The sequence below is a fragment of the Mycolicibacterium bacteremicum genome (assembly GCF_002086115.1).
GTDB classification, from domain to species: Bacteria; Actinomycetota; Actinomycetes; order Mycobacteriales; family Mycobacteriaceae; genus Mycobacterium; species Mycobacterium bacteremicum.
Genome location: NZ_MVHJ01000006.1, coordinates 226,442 through 247,358, shown reverse-complemented (window position 1 = coordinate 247,358; position 20,917 = coordinate 226,442). Strand labels below are relative to the sequence as shown.

Below are 20,917 nucleotides of genomic sequence, written 5' to 3'. Positions count from 1 at the left end.
GGTCACGTTTGGCCGCTCACACCGGCCGGGTACTGACAGGCCCATGCATTGTTCATGCCGCCTTCGGGCCCAGCGTGTTGCCGCTCTCGCGGGCCGCGCGCTGCGCTGCGGGGGTGGTTCCGTTGGTTAGCCATGGTTCGGGGTGGGGTAACCTCCGAGCGAATATGTCGGGAGGTCAGATGGTTCAGCAGAGTGCGGACACGTACGAAGCCGCGGCTGGTGGTGATCGGTCGGTGGAGCTTCGGGTGGCCGCCACCCTGGAGAATCTGGCGGTGCTGCGCGTTCTCACCGCGGCCGCCGCGACCTTCGAGGATCTGGACTTCGACGCCGTCTCCGACCTGCGGCTGGCCGTCGACGAGGCGTGTACCCGGCTGGTGAAGGCCGCGGTACCGGATACGCCGCTGGTGGTCTCGATTCATCCGCGCGACGACGCCGTCGTCATCAAGGCCTCGGCCACCTGCAACAGCGATGAGGATGCCATCGTCGCGCCGGGCAGCTTCAGTTGGCACGTGCTCAGCTCGCTGACCGACGAGGTCGGCACCTTCACCGACGGCCACCGCGACGGCGCGGGTCAGATCTTCGGCATCTCCCTCACTGCTCGGCGAGCGAGTCTGTTGCAGTGAATTCTGAATACGCTGACGTCATCGAGATGTTTCGCGTACTCGGCGAACTTCGTGATGGGTCGGCAGAACACGAGCGCCAGCGCGAGCGGATCGTGACCCGCTGCCTGCCGCTGGCCGATCACATCGCCCGCCGATTCGAGGGTCGCGGCGAGGCACGTGATGATCTGGTCCAGGTCGCCCGGGTGGGCCTGGTCAACGCCGTGAACCGGTTCGACGTCGAGGCCGGATCGGATTTCGCGTCCTACGCGGTACCGACGATCATGGGCGAGGTCCGCAGGCATTTCCGGGACAACGGCTGGTCGGTCAAGGTGCCGCGCCGGCTCAAGGAACTACACCTGCGCCTCGGTGCCGCGACGGCCGAGATGTCGCAGCGGCTGGGCCGCGCGCCGACCCCGTCGGAGTTGGCCGCCGAGCTGGACATGGACCGCGACGAGGTTGTCGAGGGCCTGATCGCGGGCAGTTCGTACAACACCCTGTCCATCGACAGCGGCGGTTCCGGCGACGATGAGGCGCCGGCGATCGCCGACACGCTCGGCTCACCGGATGACGCGCTGGATCAGATCGAGAATCGTGAGGCGCTGCGACCGCTGCTGTCCAAGTTGCCCGAGCGCGAGCGCACGGTGCTCATCCTGCGTTTCTTCGAGTCGATGACGCAGTCCCAGATCGCCGAGCGGGTCGGCATCTCGCAGATGCACGTGTCGCGGCTGCTCGCCCGCTCACTCGCCAAACTTCGGGACGAGTTGCAGTAGCGGGTGGCCCTGCAACCGGGCGACCGCCTCGGTGAGGTGCGTCGCGGTCGGCAGGGCCCCGTCGGGATCGCAGATCTGCAGCAGTGTTCGCACCGCCGCACTCGGGATCATGATCCAGCGGGCGTCCTTGCCTGCGGCGGTCACGCTGATCGTGTGCAGCATCGAGAATGCCTCGGTGCCAAAGAATTCGACCTCGGACAGATCGACGATCAGTTGATCGGTGTGGGCGAGGTGCTGCAAGGCGTAGTTGCTGAACTGCCGGGCATTGGCGGCGTCGAGTTCGCCGAACACGGCGATGACGGTCGCCTCCGGCGGCAGCCGACGCACGGTGTGGGCGGCCCGGCCGGGTGCAGCACGCGGCGGGGACGTCGCAAGAGCGACGGGATCTGGCGTCGTCATGGCGGCTCCGACAGTCGGAAGGGTCAGGCTGCGGGCTCAACCTGATCTGACCTTACGCCTGATTTCGCTGGTTAGACACCTCCCTGCCGAACACCGCGGACGTTATGCCGGGCAGACTGGGGCCATGGCATCGCAGCGGGCGGCGGGACTGGTGCTGGCCGCCGGCGCGGGCACCCGCTTCGGCATGCCGAAAGTGCTTGCCGCCGAAGGTGTTTGGCTGTCCTCGGCGGTGGCCGCGGTACACGCGGGTGGCTGTGCCGAGGTGCTGGTGGTGCTGGGCGCGGCTGAGGTGGATGTTCCGCCGCCGGCTCGTGCGGTGATCGCCCGGGAGTGGGCCGACGGTCTGTCGGCCTCACTGCGGGCCGGGCTGGCCGCCGTCGGCGGGCTCGATGTCGACTGGGTTGTCATCACCCTGGTCGACACCCCGGACATCGGCGCCGACACCGTGCGCCGGGTCCTCGACGCGGCGCGGGCATCGGCATCGGGGCTGGCCAGAGCGGTGTTCGGCGGCCGGCCCGGCCATCCCGTCGTGCTGGCCCGCAGGCACTGGCCCGAGCTGGCCGGGCGGCTGCAGGGGGACACCGGGGCGGGGCCGTTCCTGCGCGGCCGCGATGACGTCCTCGCCGTCGAGTGCGGTGATCTGGCCACCGGTGCCGACGTCGACGAGCCTGCGCGGTAGTGCGCCGAACTCAGGTGTGCACTTCCAGCCCGAGCGCGGCGGAGGCATACCGGCGCACGGTGTCCTCCGAGATCGCGGCGACATCCTCGAACCCGGGCCGGGCGCGGCTGGTCAGGTACCCCGACACCGGGTCCAGGGCGATCTCGGCGAGCATCTCGCCGGTGGTGGGTTCGCAGACCGCCCAGGTGTAGCGGGTGTCATCGGCCCAGCCGTCGGCGGCATCGTGCACGTAGTCCAGGTCATCCTCACCGAGGTCGGTCAGGGCGGGCCGGTCGTCGACGCGGTCGTCGCAGCGCAGGCCGCGCAGATACCACTGACCGTTGTTGATCTCGACGGGTTCCATCAGACCTCCAGAACCGGCGAATGGCCGCTCATCACGCGCGATGAGCGGCCATCGGCCCCGAAAACTAGTCCTTGATCTCGGCGATCACGGTGCCCTGGGTGATGGCCGCACCGGCCTCCACCGCCAGGCCGGTGATGGTGCCGTCCTTGTGCGCGGTCACCGGGTTCTCCATCTTCATGGCCTCCAGGACCACGACCAGATCGCCGGCGGAGACCTGCTGGCCCTCCTCGACGGCCACCTTGACCACGGTGCCCTGCATGGGTGCGGTCACCGAGTCGCCGGAGGCCGCCGCGCCGCCGCCGCCACCGCGCTTGCGGGGCTTGGGCTTCTTGCGGACGGCGCCGTGCGCAGCACCGCCGCCACCACCGAGTGCCAGATCGCCGGGCAGCGAGACCTCCAGGCGACGCCCGCCGACCTCGACCACGACGGTCTGCCGGGGCAGGGTGTCGTCCTCCTCGATCGGCTCGCCACCGGTGAACGGCTCGACGGTGTTGTTCCACTCGGTCTCGATCCAGCGGGTGTGCACGTCGAACTTCTCGCCGTCGCCGATGAAGGCGGGGTCGGCGGTGACGGCGCGGTGGAACGGGATGACCGTTGCCAGGCCTTCGACGTTGAACTCGGCCAGCGCCCGGCGCGACCGGGCCAGCGCCTCCTCGCGGGTGGCGCCGGTGACGATCAGCTTGGCCAGCATCGAGTCGAACTGACCGCCGATGACCGAACCGCTCTCCACGCCGGAGTCCATCCGGACACCGGGACCGGTGGGCGGCTCGAACTTGGTGACCGGGCCGGGGGCGGGCAGGAAGCCGCGACCGGCATCCTCACCGTTGATCCGGAACTCGAAGGAGTGGCCGCGCGGGGTCGGGTCCTCGGTGATGTCGAGGGCCTCGCCGTTGGCGATCTTGAACTGCTGCAGCACCAGGTCGATACCCGAGGTCTCCTCGGTGACGGGGTGTTCCACCTGCAGGCGGGTGTTGACCTCGAGGAAGGAGATCAGGCCGTCCTGGCCGACCAGGTATTCGACGGTGCCCGCGCCGTAGTAGCCGGCCTCCTTGCAGATGCGCTTGGCGGACTCGTGGATCTCCTTGCGCTGCGCGTCGGTCAGGAACGGCGCGGGGGCCTCCTCGACGAGCTTCTGGAAGCGGCGCTGCAGCGAGCAGTCGCGGGTGCCCGCGACGACGACATTGCCGTGGGTATCGGCGATGACCTGCGCCTCGACGTGGCGCGGCTTGTCCAGGTAGCGCTCGACGAAGCACTCACCGCGGCCGAACGCGGCGACAGCCTCGCGGGTGGCCGAGTCGAACAGCTCGGGGATCTCTTCGAGGGTGCGGGCGACCTTCATACCGCGGCCACCACCGCCGAAGGCGGCCTTGATGGCGATCGGCAGACCGTGCTCCTTGGCGAAGGCCAGGATCTCATCGGCGTCCTTGACCGGGTCGGGCGTGCCGGGCACCAGCGGCGCCTGCGCGCGGGCGGCGATGTGGCGCGCGGTGACCTTGTCGCCGAGGTCGCGGATCGACTGCGGGCTCGGGCCGATCCAGATCAGTCCGGCGTCCAGCACGGCCTGGGCGAAATCGGCGTTCTCCGAGAGGAAGCCGTAGCCGGGGTGCACGGCGTTGGCGCCGGACTTCTCGGCGGCCTCGAGCAGCTTCTCGAACACCAGGTAGGACTCGGCCGAGGTCTGTCCGCCCAGGGCGAACGCCTCATCGGCCAATCGCACGTGCGGCGCATCGGCATCGGGTTCGGCGTAGACGGCCACGCTGGTCAGCCCGGCGTCCTTCGCGGCCCTGATCACACGGACGGCGATCTCCCCGCGGTTGGCGACGAGGACCTTCGAGATCTTCGAGCTGGCGTGACTTGGCACTGCGCCTCCTGGTGGCATCTTCTCTAAGAAACGTCTTTAAGAATGTATCGGGCGAAGTTTAAGTGTCCAATCCCGGGGTGGCGAGTCGGCCCCTCAATTTCCGGGAGAGTTACCGTCGAGCTTTCGGTAAGGCGCCTTTGTTACTCGTCGGTACGGTTGACGTGCATGATCACTGCCTGCGGGAACGGCGGCAGGTACGTCGCCGGAACACAGCGGCGGCGCCCCCGGATGGGAGCGCCGCCGTTGTTGACAGCTGTCGAAAATCCATCTCAGCCGAACAGTGTCGGGATGCCCTTCATCGACGGCGGGGGCTCCACGCCGAGCGCGTTGGCCAACAGCGAGGGCGCCACGTCGAGCACGTCGACATTCTTGCGGGACGGATCCGCGGTGATGCCGGCGCCGGCGGCCAGCAGGATGCCCTCCGGGATGTGGTAGCCGGTGTTGAAGCCGCCGATCCGCGAATGCACGCTCAGGCCCAGCTCGGCGGCCGGCACGGTGACATCAGCTTCGGCGCCCAGCGGCCGGATGGTCACCGTCGTGGTGTCCTCGCCGGGCACGGTGTAGTCGATGCCGAAGGTGACGGTCTTGCCCTCGACGCGCAACCGGGCGAACAACCGGTCGGTGCCGTTGACCAGGACCGACTCCAGCGGCGCGACGGCCTCGGCGGCGTCGGCCTCGGAGGCGAACACCAGCGAGAGCATCGGGTACATGGCCAGCGCCACATCGGCGGGCTTGAGACCCAGCTTGGCGATCAGCTTGGTGTGCTCGTCGAGGACGAACCGGCCACCGTCGAGCTTGGGCACCGCGACCGGACCCTGGCCCATGCTGGCCGAGAGCACCAGCATCGACTGCGGATGCTTGGCCAGGTACTTGCGGATACGGCCGACCTGCCGGTCGGTGATGTCCATCGCGGCGATGATGAAGCTGCCGTACACCTCGTCGGCGTCGTATTCGTACTTCTCGGTGTAACCGGGCATGCCGTCGCCCCAGAATCGGTGCATCATGCCCGCGACGTGGTTGGTGAAGAACACGCTCAGGCGCGGCTGGACCTTGCGGTGCTGGCGCCAGTACAGATCGAAGCTCAACGGGGCCTGCATGGCCGACCGGAACGCCTTGTAGCGCGGATCGATGCGCTCCTTGACCAGATGGGTGGCCAGCGTCGCGGTCGAGCGCGGGGTCAGGCCCAGCCGCACCAGGTCCACCGCGGTCCCCGCGAGCGCCTTGGGGCTCAGTGCCGAATCGGGGGAGAACCCGTTTTCACCGGTCATCGCCAGATTGAAGGCCTGGAAGCGTTCCAGGGCCGGGGGATAGGTCTTCGCGTCCGAGGCGAAGGTGTCCGGCACGTAGAAGCCGCCGTGCCGGAACGGCCGGGCCGGCCAACTCTGCATCGGTCCGAACAACCCGACCGACAGGCCGGCGCGTTCGGCCACATCCCAGATCGGGTCGCCGCGGAACGTGGACGGATCCTGGCCGAGGTCGAAGGAGTTGTGCTCATAGCTGGAGGTGTGCAGCGTGGGCCAGGTGCGCCACGGCTGCAGGCCCTGCAGTTCCTCGCGGTCCTCGTGGATCGTGGTCAGCGACTGCCCCTCCTGGAGCAGGGCGGCCAGATGGGATTCGGGGCGGTTCTTGACGTAGATGTCCACGACGTCCCACGGCACCTCGTTGAGTTCGTAGAGGATGACGTCCCTGGCTTGCCGATTCATGGAATCGGGCCCCTTTCTGATTCTTCGTTTGCTGCCCCCGAGCTCACGTATGCCGTGACACGCATCGACGAGTGTCCATCCGGCTAGCTGGCCCGCAGGCCGACCCGGTGCCATTCTGGCACGGATCGGGAAAAATATCCGTGGCCGGCAAAATTGACGAACGCGCCGGTAACCGGCCGCTCAGTCGCGCAGTCTGCGCTTGATCCGCGTGAGCATCGCCGACATCCCGCGCAGCCGCAGCGGGCTGATCAGGGCGGCGAGGCCGAGGTCGGAATAGAAGTCGTCGGGCACCGCCAGGATGTCCTCGGCGGACTGCCCGTCCAGGCCGGCGGCCAGGATCGAGGCGAAACCGCGGGTGGTCGGGGCCTCGGCCGGCGCACTGAAATAGAGCCGGACGTGCGCGCGGTCGGAGGCGTCGACGTCCAGGAACAGCGGCGACTGGCATTCCGGGACCGGCTCCATGGCCGCTTCCTCCAGATGCGCGGGCAGCGCGGGCAGCTCGTTGGCGAACTCCAGCAGCAGTTGCAGTTTGTCCTGCCCGGTGACCTCGCCGAACTCGCCGACCACCTCGGCCAGTGCCGCGGGCATGGTCATGGCGTCGCGGGGGCCGATCCGGGCTCGTCGCCGGTGGCCACCGGCACCCGCACGGCGTTGCCCCACTCGGTCCACGAGCCGTCGTAGTTGCGCACGTTCGGCAGACCCAGCAGATGGGTCAGCACGAACCAGGTGTGGCTGGACCGTTCGCCGATCCGGCAGTAGACGATCGTCTTGTCGTCGGCGGTGAGGTGGCCGTAGAGCGCGTCGAGTTCGGCGCGGCTGCGGAACCGGCCGCTGTCCTCGGCGGCCTTGGCCCATGGGATCGACACCGCGGTCGGGATGTGCCCGCCGCGCAGTGCGCCCTCCTCGGGATAGTCCGGCATGTGGGTGCGTTCCCCGGTGTACTCCTGCGGGGACCGGACATCGATCAGCGGTTGCTCGCCGAGCGCTCCGAGGACGTCCTCACGGAAGGCGCGGATCGCGGCGTCGTCACGCTCGACCACCGGGTAGCCCGAACTCGGCTTGTTCGGTACGTCCAGGGTGGTGTCGCGCCCGTTGCTGACCCACAGGTCGCGGCCGCCGTCGAGCAGCCGCACATCGGGATGTCCGAACAGGGTGAAGACCCACAGCGCGTAGGCCGCCCACCAGTTGCTCTTGTCGCCATAGATGACCACGGTGTCGTCGCGCGAGATGCCCTTGCGGTCCATCAGTTCGGCGAACTGGGCGCCGGTGATGTAGTCGCGGACGGCGGGGTCGTTCAGATCGGTGTGCCAGTCGATCTTCACCGCGCCGGGGATGTGTCCGGTGTCGTAGAGCAGCACGTCCTCGTCGGACTCGACGATGGCCAGTCCCGGACGGCCGAGGTTGGCGGACAGCCAGTCCGCGGTCACCAGGCGTTCGGGGTGCGCGTAGGCGGCGAGGGCAGGATCGGGATCGGCAGGCAGCGACACGCCCATGAGCCTACTCATGCGCAGCCGCCCGGTCGCGTGCGGCGACGGCAATGATCAGGAGTCGGCCAGACAGTCGCGCGCGGCGATCAGTTCGGCGCGCATGTTGCGGCGCATCATCTCGCACGCCGCCTCGGCCAGCGCGGAGTCGATGTGGGCGACGGCGTCCGGCGGTACCACCACGTCGTAGTGCCGCACGTAGGCGTCCAGAGCGGTGTAGAGCACGCACTGCTCGGTGACCTGACCGGTCAGGATCAACCGGTGCACGCCGAGCTGCTTGAGCAGGTGGTCCAGCGGTGTGGCGTAGAACGCGCTGTGCCGCACCTTGTTCAGGCGCAGGCAGTCCTTGGTCGGCAGGATCGGTTCCACCAGTTCGGGGTGGGCGCCCTCGCGTGCGTCGCGCACGATGTCATCCCACACCGCGGTGAAGTCCCCGTAGTTGTCGTTGACGTAGATCACCGTGACGTCGTCGTGTCGGCGGGCCCGGCGGATCAGGTCGGCCAACGGGTCGATGACGGTGGCGGCACTGGCGGCCAGCTGCTCGGCATCGGGATGGCGATAGTTGTTCATCATGTCGGTGACCAGGACGGCGGTGTCAGGCATGGCGGGGTGATACCCGAGGCCCGAGGATCCAATACACCGTTTTCGGCGCCGGGCGGGTGGCGCGGTCAGCCACCCAGATTGCCGATCGCCGCATCGATCGCGGCGGCCTGCTCGGCGAGCTCGTGCTCGGAGGGATCGTCCGAGCCCAGCGTCTCGACGACCTGCGCGCGGGACGCGCATGTCAGGGCCCCGCGGAACTCGTCGGAATCCAGCGCGGCGGGGGGTATCACGGCGGTGCGGCCCTCGACGAGGACCAGCAATGCCGCGGTGTCATCGGAGTCCAACAGCCGGCGGACATCATCGGGCGAGATCGTCATGAGGAGAGCTATGCCCGACCCGGCGCCGATCATGCATGCAGATTTCGCCGGGTTGGCACGCCCGCTGCCGGGTAATGCCGGGGGGTGAGCAGTGGTGCGGCGCGAGATCATCGATCGGTTGTCGCTGCGCGAACCCCGGGTCTTGGCAAGCGGATTCGATCGACCGAACCTGTGTCTGCAGGTTCGCCGGCACGCCGATGATGCCGGCAAGCGACAGGCCGTGCTGTCCGCGACGGCGGAGCTGGCTGGTCCGGTGCTGCTCTACACGGCCACCCGCAAGGATGCCGAACGCTATGCCGAGGAGCTGTCGTCGGCGGGGCGGTCCACTGCGGCCTATCACGCGGGAATGACTGCGCGGCAACGCGATGCGGTGCACCGGCGATTTCGTGATGACGAGGTCGAGATCGTCGCGGCCACATTGGCCTTCGGCATGGGCGTGGACAAACCGAACGTGCGGGCGGTCGTGCACGCCTCGATTCCCGGCTCGCTGGACGGTTATTACCAGCAGATCGGCCGCGGTGGCCGCGACGGCGACCCGGCCCTGGCCCTGCTGTTCTAGCGCCCGGAGGATCTGGCGCCCGCCCGGTACTTCAGCTCCCACCGGCCGGATGAGGAGCTGTTGCGTGCGGTGCATACCGCGCTGAACACCGGCGCCCCCAAACGCCTCAAGCAACTGCGCAGCGCTCTCGACGTCCGGGGCCGCAGGCTCACCGCGGCGGTGAACCTGCTGGAACAGGCGCGGGTGGTCCGCTCCGGGCGCAACGGTTTCACCGCGATCTGCACCGATCCGGTGACGGCGCTGGCCCGCGCCATGGACGTGGCCGCGAGCGGTGAGCGCGTCGACCGCAGTCGCATCGAGATGGCGCGCGGTTATGCCGAGGCCCGCGAGTGCCGACGGCGAAACCTCCTCGCGTACTTCGGCGAGGAGGTGGCGCAGCCGTGCGGCAACTGCGACAACTGCGCCGAGACCGCCGATCGACCGACGCCGGTGGCGCGCCCGGCCGTGCCGGTCGACACGCCGGTCGAGCACCGGGAGTTCGGTTCCGGTGTCGTGATCAGCGGCGAGTCCGACCGGGTGACGGTTCTTTTCGACGACTACGGTTACCGGACCCTGTCGGCCGACGTCATCCGCCAGACCAGGGTGCTCGAGCGCAGGTAGGCCGGGGCCGGTCGGTCCAGGTCGGTTGCGGTTTGCCCGCGGCTGCGCCGGGGCACCCGCACGGGCAGCGGGCACCGCACCGGACCACAGGAGGGTCGACATGCCGAAGACGACCGCCAAGGGCACCCCCAAACAGGATGAACTGCCCAGCACGCTGCGCAGATCCGATGCCAAGGCGCAGCGGACCTTCGCCGAGACCCATGACGCCGCCGCACAGACTTACGGTGAGGGCGAGCCCGCCCACCGGGTCGCGTACGCCGCACTCAAGCACAGCTACGAGAAGGTGGGCGATCACTGGGAGCCGAAGGCCCGGCGCGGCCCGTCGGACGAGCGTGCCCTCAGCGGCGGACCGAACGCGCGCGGCGAGACCGCCGAGGGAGTGGACGCCAACGCCACCAAGAAACACCTGATGGAGATCGCCCGCCGCCTCGATGTGCGGGGTCGGTCCACCATGACCAAGGCCGAACTGGTGGAAGCGATCAAGAAGGCGAACCGGCGGGAGACGCGTCGGAGTCGGTGATCGACGCTGCCCGGGCGAGGCGGATCGCGCTCTGCCGGCACGCGTCTCGCAGTGCGGCCGGCTCGACATCGGAGAGTGCGCAATCGAACGTGGTCAGGATTCCGGCGATGCCCGCCCAGGACCAGGCGCCGACGGTCAGTCGGCAACTGTCGGCATCGAGCTGCTCGACGAGCGATCCCCCCGGTGCCCAGCGGGCGACGATCTCGGCGGGTAGCGGCAGCCGCGCCGACCCGGCGCACTGCCACTGCGCCGGGACGTCCCCGCGGTCATGGCTGCTCATGACCAGCCCGGCGACATCGCCGCCGGGTATTTCGCGCGGTGTGAACGGGATGCCGGTCGGCGGGCGGATCAACAACCGGTCGACCCGGTGCACCATCCACCGTTGCCCGGTGCGGTCAAAACCCACGAGGTACCAACGCGATGCCCACACCACCAGGTGATGCGGCTCGACGTGGCGGGCCCGGGCGAAGTCGCTGTCGGAGGGTTCGGGCCGGCTGCCGTCAGGACGCATCACCTCCACGATGAGCACGTGGTGCCGTCGCACCGCGCCACCGACGGCCTTGAGGGCGTCGGTGTCGATGGGACCGGCGGCGAACTCCCAGTAGTTGCGCAGCCGGGTCAGCGGGAGTCCCGCCATCGTCGCCCGGAGCCGGGGCGGCATGGCCTGCCGCAGGATCTCCAACGCCCGTGCCGCATCGTTTTCGAGACCGAACACCGTGTTCGGTGCGGTCTGCAGGGCGACCGCGACAGCGAGCGCCTGGTCGTCGTCGAGTTGCAGCGGCAGGGTGTGCGCGGAGTCGAGTCGGTAGCCGCCCGCGGGACCGTGGACGGTCCGGATCGGATAGTCGAGCCGGCGCAGCGTCTCGATATCGCGGCGCACCGTGCGTTCGCCCGCGCCGAGACGCTCGGCCAGCTCGGCCAGGCGCCAGAGCCGATGCGTCGAGAGCAGCGAGAGCAGGCGTAGGGCGCGCAGCGAAGTGTCGGCCACGGCCGCCATGATCGCAGAGTCCCGGCCACTCGGTGTCCACTACCGGCGGCAGAGTCAGGGGTCGATCACTCGGTACTGCCAAGGAAGGGTGCCATCATGCGGATTCTTGTGGTGGGCGGTGGGATCGGCGGTCTCGCGCTTGCCGCGGGTTGTCGCCGCAACGGTCTGTCGGTCACCGTGTTCGAACGCGACACCGACATCCGGCAGACGGGCGGCTACCACATCACCTTGGACGCGGCGGCGCAGGCGGCGCTGCGGCAACTGGTCGCGCCCGAGATCATGGAGCGGTTGCTGGCCTCGGCATCGGCGCTGCGGCTGCGAGATCGCGACGCCTGGTGGGATCACCGGGGGAAGCTGCTCGGCCACGGGCCCGACCTGGGCCCCGACCGCGGCGTCGACATCGACCGGATCACGCTGCGCGGCATCCTGGGCGATGCCGTCGCGGACGACCTGGCCCTGGGGCGGTGTGCGGCCGCGATCGGCCATGCCGGCGACGGCACGCCGACGCTGACGCTGACCGACGGGTCAGAGCACCGTGGTGACCTGCTCGTCGGCGCCGACGGAGCGCACTCGATCATCGCCGCCGAGCTGGCGGGCCGCCCGACGTGCACCTCGGCGGGCATCATCGGATTCTCCGGACGGACTCGGCGCGACACCCTGCCTCCCGCGGAGCAACGACGGCTGGGAACACGGTCGGGCGTGGCCATCGGCGCGCATGGTGCGGCGTTGTACGTCGGCTACCTGGACCCGGTTGGGCATGCCGTGCTCGATGCAGCCGAGCTGCGCACAGCGGTGACCACCGGGCCCACCTACATCTGGGGTGCGATGCTGCCGGACACACCGGGGGCCGCCGCGTTGCGTGCGCTACGCGGCGCCGACCTGCGGGACGCGCTGCGGCTGCGGTTCACCCAATTGGGTTGGCACCGCAGGGTTCTCGACGTCATCGCCGCCGCCGATCCCGACAGCATCGGCGCGTTCCGGTTCAATGCGGCGCCGCAGCGAGCTGCCGATCTCGCACCGTGGCCTGCGGGCCGGATCACGGCGCTGGGCGATGCCGTACACGCCACCCCGCCGACGGCGGGGATGGGAGCCGGCGCTGCCATCCGCGATGCCGACAGCCTGGTGCGTGGGCTGGTGCAGGTGGCTGCCGGTGCCGTCGAATTACGGGTCGCAGTGGCCGATTTCGAGGCCGATATGCGCGACCGCGGTGCGCAGGTGGTGACGGCGGCGATGCGGACGGTGCGCCTGATCCTGGCCACCGACACCTCATTCGGCGCACCTGCGACCACCGCTGCCACCGCCATCCTGGCGGCGGGCAGGCGAATCAGGCGTCGTCGGTGAGCCCGTTTGCCTGCCACAGCGCGGCCACCGAGATGCCGAGCCCGGCCAAGAGGTTTCGAAGCAGGGGCAGGCTGATGCCGATCACGTTGGACGGATCGCCCTCGATCCGCTCGATGAACCAGCCGCCGAGGCCGTCGAGGGTGAACGCGCCCGCCACGAACAGCGGTTCCCCGCTGGCCAGGTACGCCTGCAGTTCGGCGTCGGTGGGGGAGCCGAAATGCAGTGTGGTGGAACCGGTTCGCTGCGCCCGGTCGATCACCCGGCCGTCGGCCACCCGGAGCGCCGTGTGCCCGGTGTGCAGCACACCGGTGCGGCCCGCACAGGCCTGCCACTGCTGACGCGCGCGGTCGACCGTGCCGGGTTTCCCGCTCAGCCTCCCGTCGACCTCGAGCATCGAATCGCAGCCCACCACGACGCAATCGGCGGCCGCGTCCGCGTCGATCAGTTCGACCACCCGGTCCGCCTTGGCGGCGGCCAGGGCGGCGACCACCTCGGCCGGACCGGACCCGGCCAGTTGCGCGATGATCGCGTCCTCGTCGACATCGGACACCACGACCAACGGGTCCACGCCGGCCGACCGCAACACACCGAGCCGGCCCGACGAGGCCGAGCCCAGGACGAGGCGGGTCGTCACCTGCGCATGTGGGTCCGCTCCAGCAGCGTGATCCGCTGCCAGGAGTGGCTCTGGTACCGCAGCTTGTCCACCGGGTGGCCCCACAGGTTGAGCTCCTGCGGACCCGGCTCACCCGGGCCCGTGCCGCCGGCCGCGGACAGCACCGCGACCAGCGCCGCGAGTTCCTCGACCGACGGGTCGCCCTTGACCACCCGGAACTCCGGCACCGGCGGTGCGGGGTCGTCGATGGTCATGTCGCGCGGATCGCTGACCTCGATGATGTCGACGTCGTGGCTCATGAAAGTCCTTCTCGCAGAGGGCTTGTCGCGGGTCGGTCCGAAGACGCTACAGCGGGATGTTGCCGTGCTTCTTCGGCGGCACCTGGCTGATCTTGCGCTCCAGCAGGCGCAGCGAGGTGGCCACGTAACCGCGGGTGTGCGAGGGCGGGATGACCGCGTCGACATAACCACGCTCGGCGGCGATGTACGGGTTCACCAGGGTGTCCTCGTAGGACTGCTGCAGTTCCAGGCGCAACGCGTCGACGTCCTCGCCCTCGGCGGCGGCCTTCTTGAGCTCCTGGCGGTAGACGAAGCCCACCGCGCCGGAGGCGCCCATCACGGCGATCTGCGCCGTCGGCCACGCGACCACGACGTCGGCGCCCATGTCCTTGGAACCCATCACGCAGTACGCGCCGCCGTAGGACTTGCGGGTGATGACGGTGATCTTCGGGACGGTGGCCTCGCCGTAGGCGTAGAGCAGCTTGGCGCCACGGCGGATGATGCCGTTGTACTCCTGACCGGTACCCGGCAGGAAGCCCGGGACGTCCACCAGCAGCACGATCGGGATGTTGAAGCAGTCGCAGGTGCGGATGAAGCGGGCGGCCTTCTCGGAGGCGTTGATGTCCAGGCAGCCGGCGAACTGCGTCGGCTGGTTGGCCACGATGCCGACGGTGCGGCCGTCGACCCGGCCGTAGCCGACGATGATGTTCTGCGCGTACCCGGCCTGGATCTCCAGGAACTCGTCGTCGTCGAGGATGCGCGAGATGACCTCGTGCATGTCGTAGGGCTGGTTCGGCGAATCCGGGATCAGGGTGTCCAGCTCGATGTCCTCGCCGGTGAGGTTGTCCTCGATGGCGCCCGGGTGCGGCGGCGCCGGGTACCGCGGCGGATCGGCGTAGTTGTTGGCCGGCAGGTAGCTCAGCAGGTCGCGCACGTAGTCCAGGGCGTCCTGTTCGCCGGAGGCGACGTAGTGCACGGTGCCGGACTTGGCCATGTGGGTCTGGGCGCCGCCCAGCTCCTCCATGGTGACGTCCTCGCCGGTGACGGTCTTGATGACATCGGGGCCGGTGATGAACATCTGGCTGGTCTGGTCGACCATGATGACGAAGTCGGTCAGCGCGGGGGAGTAGACGTGGCCACCGGCCGCGGCCCCCATGATCAGGGAGATCTGCGGGATGACGCCCGAGGCCTTGATGTTGTTGTGGAAGATCCGGCTGTACAGGCCGAGGGAGACCACACCCTCCTGGATGCGGGCGCCGGCGCCGTCGTTGATGCCGATCAGCGGACGGCCGGTCTTGATGGCCAGCTCCTGCACCTTGACGATCTTCTCGCCGTAGACCTCGCCGAGGCTGCCGCCGAAGACGGTGGCGTCCTGGCTGAAGATGCACACCTCGCGGCCGTCGATGGTGCCGTAGCCGGTCACCACACCGTCACCGAGCGGGCGGTTCTTCTCCAGGCCGAAGTTGGTGCTGCGGTGCCGCGCGAGCGCGTCGAGCTCGACGAAGGAACCCTCGTCCAGCAGCGCGTAGATGCGCTCACGGGCGGTCAGCTTGCCCTTGGCATGGACCTTCTCGACCGCGGCCTCACCGACCGGGTGCAGCGCCTCTTCGGCGCGCTTGCGCAGGTCGGCCAGCTTGCCGGCCGTGGTGTGGATGTCTACTACGTGCTCTGCCGCCGGCTCGATAGTGCTCGTCATGGGAGTCGATGCTAGCCGTACTTCTAAGAACTGCATAAGAGAGGTGCGAGTTAAGTCACCGTGTCCGCTCCGGCGGCCAAGCTGTGTCGGTGCCGACCACCCACCAGACCCGCGAATCCATCGCGGCAATGCTGCTCGACCGACGCGGTGACACCCACCTCGGCCTACGCACCCGGGACCGGGACTGGACCTGGGACGAGGTCGTCGCCGAATCCGTCGCCCGCGCCGAACTGGGGCGGGCACTGCTGGCCGGGCAGCCCGAGCTGCCGCCCCATGTCGGGGTGCTGCTGCCCAACGTGGCCGACTTCGTGTTCTGGCTGGGAGCGGCGGCGCTGGGCGGGCTGACCGTGGTGGGCATCAACCCGACCCGCGGCGACGCCGAGCTGGCCGCCGAGATCGACCATGCCGACTGCCGGCTCATCATCACCGACACCGACGGCGCCGCCCGGCTCGGCCGGCTGACCTCCGGGTTGGCGCCGGACCGGGTGCTGGTGGTCGACGACGCGGGTTACCGGGCAGCGCTCGGTGGGCACCGGGGCACCGCACTGCCGGCCGTCGGCGCCGACACCCTGATGTTGTTGCTGTTCACCTCCGGGACCACCGGCGCGGCCAAGGCGGTGCGCTGCACACAGGGCAGGCTGGCCCGTATCGCCTATGCGGCCCGCGACAAATACGGCCACCACCGCGACGACGTGGAGTACTGCAGCATGCCGCTGTTCCACGGCAATGCGATCATGGCGCTGTGGGCGCCGGCGTTGTCGGTCGGTGCGACGGTCTGCCTGGCGCCGTCGTTCTCGGCGTCGGCGTTCCTGCCCGACGTCCGCTATTTCGGGGCCACCTTCTTCACCTACGTCGGCAAGGCGCTGGGCTATCTGATGGCCACCCCCGAGCGGCCCGACGATGCCGACAACCCGCTGCAGCGTGGGTTCGGCACCGAGGCCTCCCCGGACGATCAGGTCGAGTTCCGGCGTCGCTTCGGCGCGCAGCTGCACGAGGGCTACGGCTCCAGCGAGGGCGGCGGGGCGGTCGCGGCCGATCCCGACGCGCCGCCGGGTGCGCTGGGCAGGCCCGCCCATGACGGTGTCGCCATCGTCGACCCGGTGACACTGCGCGACCGGGTGCCCGCCGTCCTCGACGGCGCCGGGCGGGTCCTCAACCCCGACGACGCCGTGGGTGAGATCGTCGACAAGTTCGGCACCCGCAATTTCGAGGGGTACTACAAGAACGAGGCGGCCGACGCCGAACGCATCCGGCACGGGTGGTACTGGACCGGGGATCTGGGCTACCTCGACGAGTCCGGGTTCATCTACTTCGCCGGCCGCCGCGGCGACTGGATCCGGGTGGACGGGGAGAATCTGTCCGCGCTGACCGTCGAACACGCGCTGCGCCGCCACCCCGCGGTGATCGCGGCGGCCGCCTTCGCGGTGCCCGATCCGCGCTCGGGCGATCAGGTGATGGCGGCCATCGAGGTGGCCGAGCCCGACCGGTTCGACGTCGCCGCCTTCGCCGAATATCTGATCGGCCAGCCCGATCTCGCGGCCAAGGCCATTCCCCGGCTGCTGCGGGTATCGCGGCGGCTACCGGTCACCGGATCCAACAAGGTCGTCAAACACGAACTGCAACAACAGCGTTGGCGCACCGACGAGGATGTCTACCGGTGGTCGGGCCGGCCGCCGGTGCGGTATCAGGCAATGGACGCGGACCACCGGGCGGCACTCGACGAGGAATTCGCCCGCCACGGCCGCCGCCGGCACGCCTGAGTGCTCAGCCGATCTTGCGCAACACGACCACCGAGAAACTGGCCAGCGCCGGAATCGGGTGCCTGCGCAGGAATCTGCTCTTGGCGTCCTCGAGCGCCTGCAGCGGTGGGATCACCGTGTAGTAGGCGTGGCCGAAGCTGGACTTCCACTGCTCGACCTTGAAGCCGAACCCCTCGAACTTGTCGATCGCGCGCCGGGTCGGCCCGGTGGTCCCGCGATAGTAGGCGGGGAACTTCTCCAGATTCGGTTGGTCCAGCCGGCCGGGCTGCACCTTGTCCAGGATTCGCCGCGCGGTCCGCTCCGGGATCATCTTGTTCACCAGGAACGGGAAGGTGCCCAGGGTGGGGTAGAAGTGCACCGACAACCCGCCCGGGCGGAGCAGCCGGTGGCAGTTCTGGTGGAAGACAACCGGATCGGGCAGGTGCTCGCACAGCATCTTGGAGAACACCAGATCGTAGCGACCGATGTCCTCGGTGACCGGTTGGCACAGATCGACCACCCGGGTGGCGACATCGACGGCGGCCTTGTCCAGTTCCAGTGGTGAGATGTCGACCACCACACGGTGATCGGCGAAACCCCACTTGTCGTGGTCGCCGACCACCGGGTTGGCCCCGCCGCCGAGTTCGGCGACCGCGTGCACACCCTCCCGTCGGGCCAGCTCGAGCACCGACTCGTCGTAGCCCTGCCACAGGTCGGCGAAATCCCGGTACTCGACATCATCGGCAGTGTCGGTGAAGTAGGTCTGCACCATTCGGCTTGCCCCCGCAAAGTCGTCGTGGAATGTCGGACGTTACCGCGCGCGGCCCGCCCGGCGGGCCGGAATCGGACATAGCTGTGTGACGGATGGCTAAATGTCCCCGATACCGCCATCGGGTCCGGGTGCTCGACATAGGCGTCAATTTCGGGTCGGCACGCCGAGGTTGTGGCAATCGCAAAGACTTTTGCTGTCCCGATGTGTTGCGGTCCACCCCGTCCGATCGCGCCCGGCCCGGCGCCGGACATGCTAGGTAGGGACGGTGAGCGATGCGGATGCCGGAGTGTGGGACGAGACCGTCGACGTGCTGGTGGCCGGGTCGGGAGCGGGCGGGGTGACCGGCGCCTATACCGCGGCACGCGAAGGCCTTTCGGTACTCCTGGTGGAGGCATCGGACAAATTCGGCGGCACCACCGCGTACTCCGGTGGCGGCGGCATGTGGTTCCCGTGCAACCCGGTGCTGCAGCGCGCGGGGGTGGACGACACCCTCGACGACGCCTACGAGTACTACCGCGCGGTGGTCGGGGACCGCACCGCGGCCGCCCTGCAGCAGACCTACGTCCGGGGCGGGGCGCCACTGATCGAGTACCTCGAATCCGATGAGCTGCTGAAGTTCTCGCTGCTGCCGTGGCCGGACTACTTCGGTGCGGCACCCAAGGCCCGGGCCGACGGGATGCGCCACATCTGTGCCAGACCGCTACGCGTCGAGGCCGCACCGCAGTTGCGGACCGCGGTGCGCGGACCGCTGGACGCCGACCGTCTGGGCGCGCCGCAGCCGGACGACTACTTCGTCGGCGGGCGGGCGCTGATCGCCCGGCTGCTCGCCGCGACCGCCCGGTACCCACATGCCGCGGCACGGCTGGACACCGCGCTGGTCGAGTTGATCGTGCAGGACGGCCGGGTCGTCGGCGCCGTCACCGAACACGGCGGCCGACGCGCGGCGGTCCGGGCGACCCGCGGCGTGCTGCTGGCCGCCGGCGGATTCGAGCACAACACCGAGATGCGGAAGCGCTACGGGGTGCCCGGTACGGTGCGCGACAGCATGGGGCCGGCGAGTAACCGCGGACTGGCGCACCTGGCCGGCATCGCCGTCGGCGCCGATACCGATCTGATGGATCAGGCGTGGTGGTCGCCGGGGCTGACCCACCCCGACGGCAGCTCGGCGTTCGCCCTGTGGTTCACCGGCGGCATCTTCGTCGACGACGCCGGCCGACGCTTCGTCAACGAGTCCGCGGCCTATGACCGGCTGGGCCGCGGCGTGCTGGCGGCGATCGCGGCCGGGACCGTGACGCTGCCGTTCTGGATGGTCTACGACGACCGCGCCGGCGTGGTGCCGCCGGTTCAGGCCACCAACGTCTCGATGGTGGCCACCGAACAGTACGTGCGAGCCGGATTGTGGCGCACCGCGGACACCTTGGCCGATCTCGCCATCGCCATCGGCGTCTCGCCGGACAATCTCGCCGAGACGGTCCGGCGGTACAACGCCTTCGTCGCCGCCGGGCACGACGACGATTTCGGCCGCGGCGACGAACCGTATGACCGGGCGTTCTCCGGTGGGGCGTCGCCGCTGGTGCCCATCGAGCGGGGCCCCTTCCACGCCGCCGCGTTCGGTGTCTCGGACCTGGGCACCAAGGGTGGATTGCGCACCGACACCGCCGCCCGGGTGCTCGACACCGCGGGCGAGGTCATCGCGGGGCTGTACGCGGCGGGCAACACCATGGCCGCGCCGAGCGGCACCGCCTATCCCGGCGGCGGAAATCCGATCGGAACGAGCATGCTGTTCAGCCACCTCGCCGTCCGCGACATGCTAGGCAGGACCTCATGACCGACATCCGCGAGATCGACGCCGGTGTGGCGATGACCCGTTTCGCCCGGGGCTGGCACTGCCTGGGGCTGGCCGAGACCTTCCGGGACGGGCAACCACACGGTATCGAGGCCTTCGGCACCAAGCTGGTGGTGTTCAGCGACGCCGCCGGGTCGATCCACGTCCTGGACGCCTACTGCCGGCACATGGGTGGGGACCTGTCCCGCGGCTCGATCAAGGACGACAGCCTGGCCTGCCCCTTCCACGACTGGCGCTGGGGTGCCGACGGCAGGTGCACGCTGGTGCCCTACGCCAAACGCACGCCGCGGCTGGCCCGCACCCGCACCTGGCCGACCCACGAGGTCAACGGACAACTGCTGGTCTGGCACGACCCCGAACGCTCCACCCCGCCTGCCGAACTCATCCCGCCGACCATCGAGGGTTACGCCGAGGGGCGCTGGTCGCCCTGGCAGTGGAACTCGGTGCTCATCGAGGGGTCGCACTGTCGTGAGATCGTGGACAACAACGTCGACATGGCGCACTTCTTCTACATCCACCACGCCTACCCGACGTTCTTCAAGAACGTCATCGAGGGGCACACGGCCAGCCAGTTCATGGAGTCCAAGCCCCGGCCGGACTACACCGCCGATCCCGACAAGCTGTGGGACGGTACGCATCTGCGCTCCGAGGCCACCTACTTCGGTCCCGCGTACATGATCAACTGGCTGCACAACGACCTGGCGCCCGGTTTCACCGTCGAGGTCGCGCTGATCAACTGCCACTACCCGGTGACGCACAACTCTTTCGTGCTGCAGTGGGGGGTGGCCGTGCAGCAGATGCCGGGCCTGCCCGCGGAGAAGGCGGCCAAGCTGGCGGGCGCGATGAGCCGGTCCTTCGGCGAGGGTTTCCTGGAGGACGTCGAGATCTGGCGGCACAAGACGCGCATCGAGAACCCGTTGCTCACCGAGGAGGACGGCGCGGTGTATCAGCACCGCCGCTGGTATGAGCAGTTCTATGTGGACGCCGCCGACGTCACCGCCGCGATGACCGACCGTTTCGAGCTGGAGGTCGACACCACCCACGCCTACGGCATCTGGGCCGAGGAGGTGGCCGAGAATCTGGCGAACCAGACCGTGCCCGCCGCCGAGGCCGCCGCGCCCGCCACCTGAACGCCCCGCCACGCGGTCACCTGCCCGGGTCCGCGGGACTGGCGGGTGTCGGGTCGGCGGGGCCGGACCGGGTC

At 69.3% G+C, this 20,917-nt stretch carries 23 protein-coding genes; 10 read left to right on the top strand and 13 right to left on the bottom strand.

Annotated features, from left to right (window positions below; all coding sequences use genetic code 11):
* Positions 1-179: 179 nt before the first annotated feature.
* Together BST17_RS29635 and BST17_RS09820 are read left to right on the top strand one after the other, a co-directional pair.
* On the top strand, positions 180-623 hold the full coding sequence (locus BST17_RS29635; protein WP_083057464.1) for an ATP-binding protein: 444 nt from the start codon (positions 180-182) through the stop codon (positions 621-623).
* A complete protein-coding gene (locus BST17_RS09820; protein ID WP_083057462.1) occupies positions 620-1,372 on the top strand; it encodes an RNA polymerase sigma factor SigF in 753 nt (250 codons plus the stop codon). The genes BST17_RS29635 and BST17_RS09820 overlap by 4 nt, the downstream gene beginning before the upstream one ends.
* Here BST17_RS09820 and BST17_RS09815 read toward each other — a convergent pair.
* Entirely contained in the window at positions 1,340-1,771 is a 432-nt protein-coding gene (locus tag BST17_RS09815; RefSeq protein ID WP_109750062.1) for an STAS domain-containing protein, read from the bottom strand. The genes BST17_RS09820 and BST17_RS09815 overlap by 33 nt on opposite strands.
* A gap of 124 nt (positions 1,772-1,895) precedes the next feature.
* On the opposite strand from BST17_RS09815, the gene BST17_RS09810 reads away from it, so the two are divergent.
* The gene (locus BST17_RS09810) at positions 1,896-2,450 is read left to right on the top strand and encodes a nucleotidyltransferase family protein (protein ID WP_083057459.1); all 555 of its coding nucleotides are present in this window, start codon (positions 1,896-1,898) and stop codon (positions 2,448-2,450) included.
* Between the two features lie 10 nt (positions 2,451-2,460).
* Here the strand turns inward: BST17_RS09810 and BST17_RS09805 are convergent, their stop codons facing one another.
* The 7 genes from BST17_RS09805 to BST17_RS09775 form a co-directional block, all read right to left on the bottom strand.
* Positions 2,461-2,793, bottom strand: a complete 333-nt coding sequence (locus tag BST17_RS09805; RefSeq protein ID WP_083057457.1) for a hypothetical protein — start codon at positions 2,791-2,793, stop codon at positions 2,461-2,463.
* A gap of 64 nt (positions 2,794-2,857) precedes the next feature.
* Positions 2,858-4,654: an acetyl-CoA carboxylase biotin carboxylase subunit gene (locus BST17_RS09800; protein ID WP_083057456.1), complete on the bottom strand. Its 1,797-nt coding sequence runs from the start codon at positions 4,652-4,654 to the stop codon at positions 2,858-2,860.
* Positions 4,655-4,923: 269 nt separating this feature from the next.
* Positions 4,924-6,357 (bottom strand): hypothetical protein, encoded by a 1,434-nt coding sequence (locus tag BST17_RS09795; protein WP_083057454.1) that lies wholly within the window; start codon positions 6,355-6,357, stop codon positions 4,924-4,926.
* 180 nt (positions 6,358-6,537) lie between these two features.
* Positions 6,538-6,951: a SufE family protein gene (locus BST17_RS09790; protein WP_083057453.1), complete on the bottom strand. Its 414-nt coding sequence runs from the start codon at positions 6,949-6,951 to the stop codon at positions 6,538-6,540.
* Positions 6,948-7,844, bottom strand: a complete 897-nt coding sequence (locus BST17_RS09785) for a sulfurtransferase (protein ID WP_083057561.1) — start codon at positions 7,842-7,844, stop codon at positions 6,948-6,950. The genes BST17_RS09790 and BST17_RS09785 overlap by 4 nt, the downstream gene beginning before the upstream one ends.
* A 54-nt stretch (positions 7,845-7,898) precedes the next feature.
* On the bottom strand, positions 7,899-8,444 hold the full coding sequence (locus tag BST17_RS09780; protein WP_083057451.1) for a cysteine hydrolase family protein: 546 nt from the start codon (positions 8,442-8,444) through the stop codon (positions 7,899-7,901).
* Between the two features lie 65 nt (positions 8,445-8,509).
* Positions 8,510-8,761 carry a hypothetical protein gene (locus tag BST17_RS09775; RefSeq protein ID WP_083057450.1) on the bottom strand — a complete coding sequence of 84 codons (252 nt, stop codon included), beginning with the start codon at positions 8,759-8,761 and terminating at the stop codon, positions 8,510-8,512.
* Positions 8,762-8,855: 94 nt separating this feature from the next.
* Here BST17_RS09775 and BST17_RS09770 point away from each other — a divergent pair, with 94 nt between their 5' ends.
* The 3 genes from BST17_RS09770 (at position 8,856) to BST17_RS09760 (ending at position 10,440) form a co-directional block, all read left to right on the top strand.
* Positions 8,856-9,320: a helicase-related protein gene (locus BST17_RS09770; protein ID WP_165762256.1), complete on the top strand. Its 465-nt coding sequence runs from the start codon at positions 8,856-8,858 to the stop codon at positions 9,318-9,320.
* Positions 9,321-9,389: 69 nt separating this feature from the next.
* The gene (locus BST17_RS09765; protein WP_083057447.1) at positions 9,390-9,920 is read left to right on the top strand and encodes a RecQ family zinc-binding domain-containing protein; all 531 of its coding nucleotides are present in this window, start codon (positions 9,390-9,392) and stop codon (positions 9,918-9,920) included.
* 100 nt (positions 9,921-10,020) lie between these two features.
* Positions 10,021-10,440 carry a ChaB family protein gene (locus BST17_RS09760; protein WP_083057445.1) on the top strand — a complete coding sequence of 140 codons (420 nt, stop codon included), beginning with the start codon at positions 10,021-10,023 and terminating at the stop codon, positions 10,438-10,440.
* On the opposite strand, the gene BST17_RS09755 is transcribed toward BST17_RS09760, so the two are convergent.
* A complete protein-coding gene (locus BST17_RS09755) occupies positions 10,400-11,428 on the bottom strand; it encodes a helix-turn-helix transcriptional regulator (RefSeq protein ID WP_083057559.1) in 1,029 nt (342 codons plus the stop codon). The two genes, BST17_RS09760 and BST17_RS09755, sit on opposite strands and share 41 nt — an antisense overlap.
* A 96-nt stretch (positions 11,429-11,524) precedes the next feature.
* Here BST17_RS09755 and BST17_RS09750 point away from each other — a divergent pair, with 96 nt between their 5' ends.
* On the top strand, positions 11,525-12,769 hold the full coding sequence (locus BST17_RS09750) for an FAD-dependent oxidoreductase (RefSeq protein WP_083057444.1): 1,245 nt from the start codon (positions 11,525-11,527) through the stop codon (positions 12,767-12,769).
* Here the strand turns inward: BST17_RS09750 and BST17_RS09745 are convergent.
* The 3 genes from BST17_RS09745 to BST17_RS09735 are packed head-to-tail and all read right to left on the bottom strand — an operon-like array spanning position 12,753 to position 15,356.
* Positions 12,753-13,403 (bottom strand): Maf family protein, encoded by a 651-nt coding sequence (locus BST17_RS09745; RefSeq protein ID WP_083057442.1) that lies wholly within the window; start codon positions 13,401-13,403, stop codon positions 12,753-12,755. The genes BST17_RS09750 and BST17_RS09745 overlap by 17 nt on opposite strands.
* The gene (locus BST17_RS09740; protein WP_083057441.1) at positions 13,400-13,681 is read right to left on the bottom strand and encodes an acyl-CoA carboxylase epsilon subunit; all 282 of its coding nucleotides are present in this window, start codon (positions 13,679-13,681) and stop codon (positions 13,400-13,402) included. Before BST17_RS09740 ends, BST17_RS09745 begins: the two co-directional genes overlap by 4 nt.
* A 46-nt stretch (positions 13,682-13,727) precedes the next feature.
* On the bottom strand, positions 13,728-15,356 hold the full coding sequence (locus BST17_RS09735; protein ID WP_083057439.1) for an acyl-CoA carboxylase subunit beta: 1,629 nt from the start codon (positions 15,354-15,356) through the stop codon (positions 13,728-13,730).
* Positions 15,357-15,484: 128 nt separating this feature from the next.
* On the opposite strand from BST17_RS09735, the gene BST17_RS09730 reads away from it, so the two are divergent.
* Positions 15,485-17,116, top strand: a complete 1,632-nt coding sequence (locus BST17_RS09730; protein ID WP_207573609.1) for a steroid-22-oyl-CoA synthetase — start codon at positions 15,485-15,487, stop codon at positions 17,114-17,116.
* Positions 17,117-17,120: 4 nt separating this feature from the next.
* Here the strand turns inward: BST17_RS09730 and BST17_RS09725 are convergent, their stop codons facing one another.
* Positions 17,121-17,867, bottom strand: a complete 747-nt coding sequence (locus BST17_RS09725; protein ID WP_083057438.1) for a class I SAM-dependent methyltransferase — start codon at positions 17,865-17,867, stop codon at positions 17,121-17,123.
* A gap of 265 nt (positions 17,868-18,132) precedes the next feature.
* Between BST17_RS09725 and BST17_RS09720 the strand changes: the two genes are divergently transcribed.
* Together BST17_RS09720 and BST17_RS09715 are read left to right on the top strand one after the other, a co-directional pair.
* Complete coding sequence (locus BST17_RS09720; RefSeq protein WP_083057436.1) at positions 18,133-19,695, top strand: FAD-binding protein; 1,563 nt, start codon at positions 18,133-18,135, stop codon at positions 19,693-19,695.
* Complete coding sequence (locus tag BST17_RS09715) at positions 19,692-20,843, top strand: 3-ketosteroid-9-alpha-monooxygenase, oxygenase component (protein WP_083057435.1); 1,152 nt, start codon at positions 19,692-19,694, stop codon at positions 20,841-20,843. Before BST17_RS09720 ends, BST17_RS09715 begins: the two co-directional genes overlap by 4 nt.
* The last annotated feature ends 74 nt before the right edge of the window (positions 20,844-20,917 follow it).

Bases quoted from the DNA above. Each gene is read 5' to 3' on its own strand.
- BST17_RS09810 (WP_083057459.1), top strand. From the start codon at position 1,896: ATGGCATCGCAGCGGGCGGCGGGACTGGTGCTGGCCGCCGGCGCGGGC.
- BST17_RS09735 (WP_083057439.1), bottom strand. From the start codon at position 15,356: ATGACGAGCACTATCGAGCCGGCGGCAGAGCACGTAGTAGACATCCAC.
- BST17_RS09725 (WP_083057438.1), bottom strand. From the start codon at position 17,867: ATGGTGCAGACCTACTTCACCGACACTGCCGATGATGTCGAGTACCGG.
- BST17_RS09730 (WP_207573609.1), top strand. From the start codon at position 15,485: ATGCTGCTCGACCGACGCGGTGACACCCACCTCGGCCTACGCACCCGG.
- BST17_RS29635 (WP_083057464.1), top strand. From the start codon at position 180: ATGGTTCAGCAGAGTGCGGACACGTACGAAGCCGCGGCTGGTGGTGAT.
- BST17_RS09795 (WP_083057454.1), bottom strand. From the start codon at position 6,357: ATGAATCGGCAAGCCAGGGACGTCATCCTCTACGAACTCAACGAGGTG.
- BST17_RS09750 (WP_083057444.1), top strand. From the start codon at position 11,525: ATGCGGATTCTTGTGGTGGGCGGTGGGATCGGCGGTCTCGCGCTTGCC.
- BST17_RS09780 (WP_083057451.1), bottom strand. From the start codon at position 8,444: ATGCCTGACACCGCCGTCCTGGTCACCGACATGATGAACAACTATCGC.
- BST17_RS09815 (WP_109750062.1), bottom strand. From the start codon at position 1,771: ATGACGACGCCAGATCCCGTCGCTCTTGCGACGTCCCCGCCGCGTGCT.
- BST17_RS09805 (WP_083057457.1), bottom strand. From the start codon at position 2,793: ATGGAACCCGTCGAGATCAACAACGGTCAGTGGTATCTGCGCGGCCTG.
- BST17_RS09790 (WP_083057453.1), bottom strand. From the start codon at position 6,951: ATGACCATGCCCGCGGCACTGGCCGAGGTGGTCGGCGAGTTCGGCGAG.
- BST17_RS09775 (WP_083057450.1), bottom strand. From the start codon at position 8,761: ATGACGATCTCGCCCGATGATGTCCGCCGGCTGTTGGACTCCGATGAC.
- BST17_RS09740 (WP_083057441.1), bottom strand. From the start codon at position 13,681: ATGAGCCACGACGTCGACATCATCGAGGTCAGCGATCCGCGCGACATG.
- BST17_RS09715 (WP_083057435.1), top strand. From the start codon at position 19,692: ATGACCGACATCCGCGAGATCGACGCCGGTGTGGCGATGACCCGTTTC.
- BST17_RS09760 (WP_083057445.1), top strand. From the start codon at position 10,021: ATGCCGAAGACGACCGCCAAGGGCACCCCCAAACAGGATGAACTGCCC.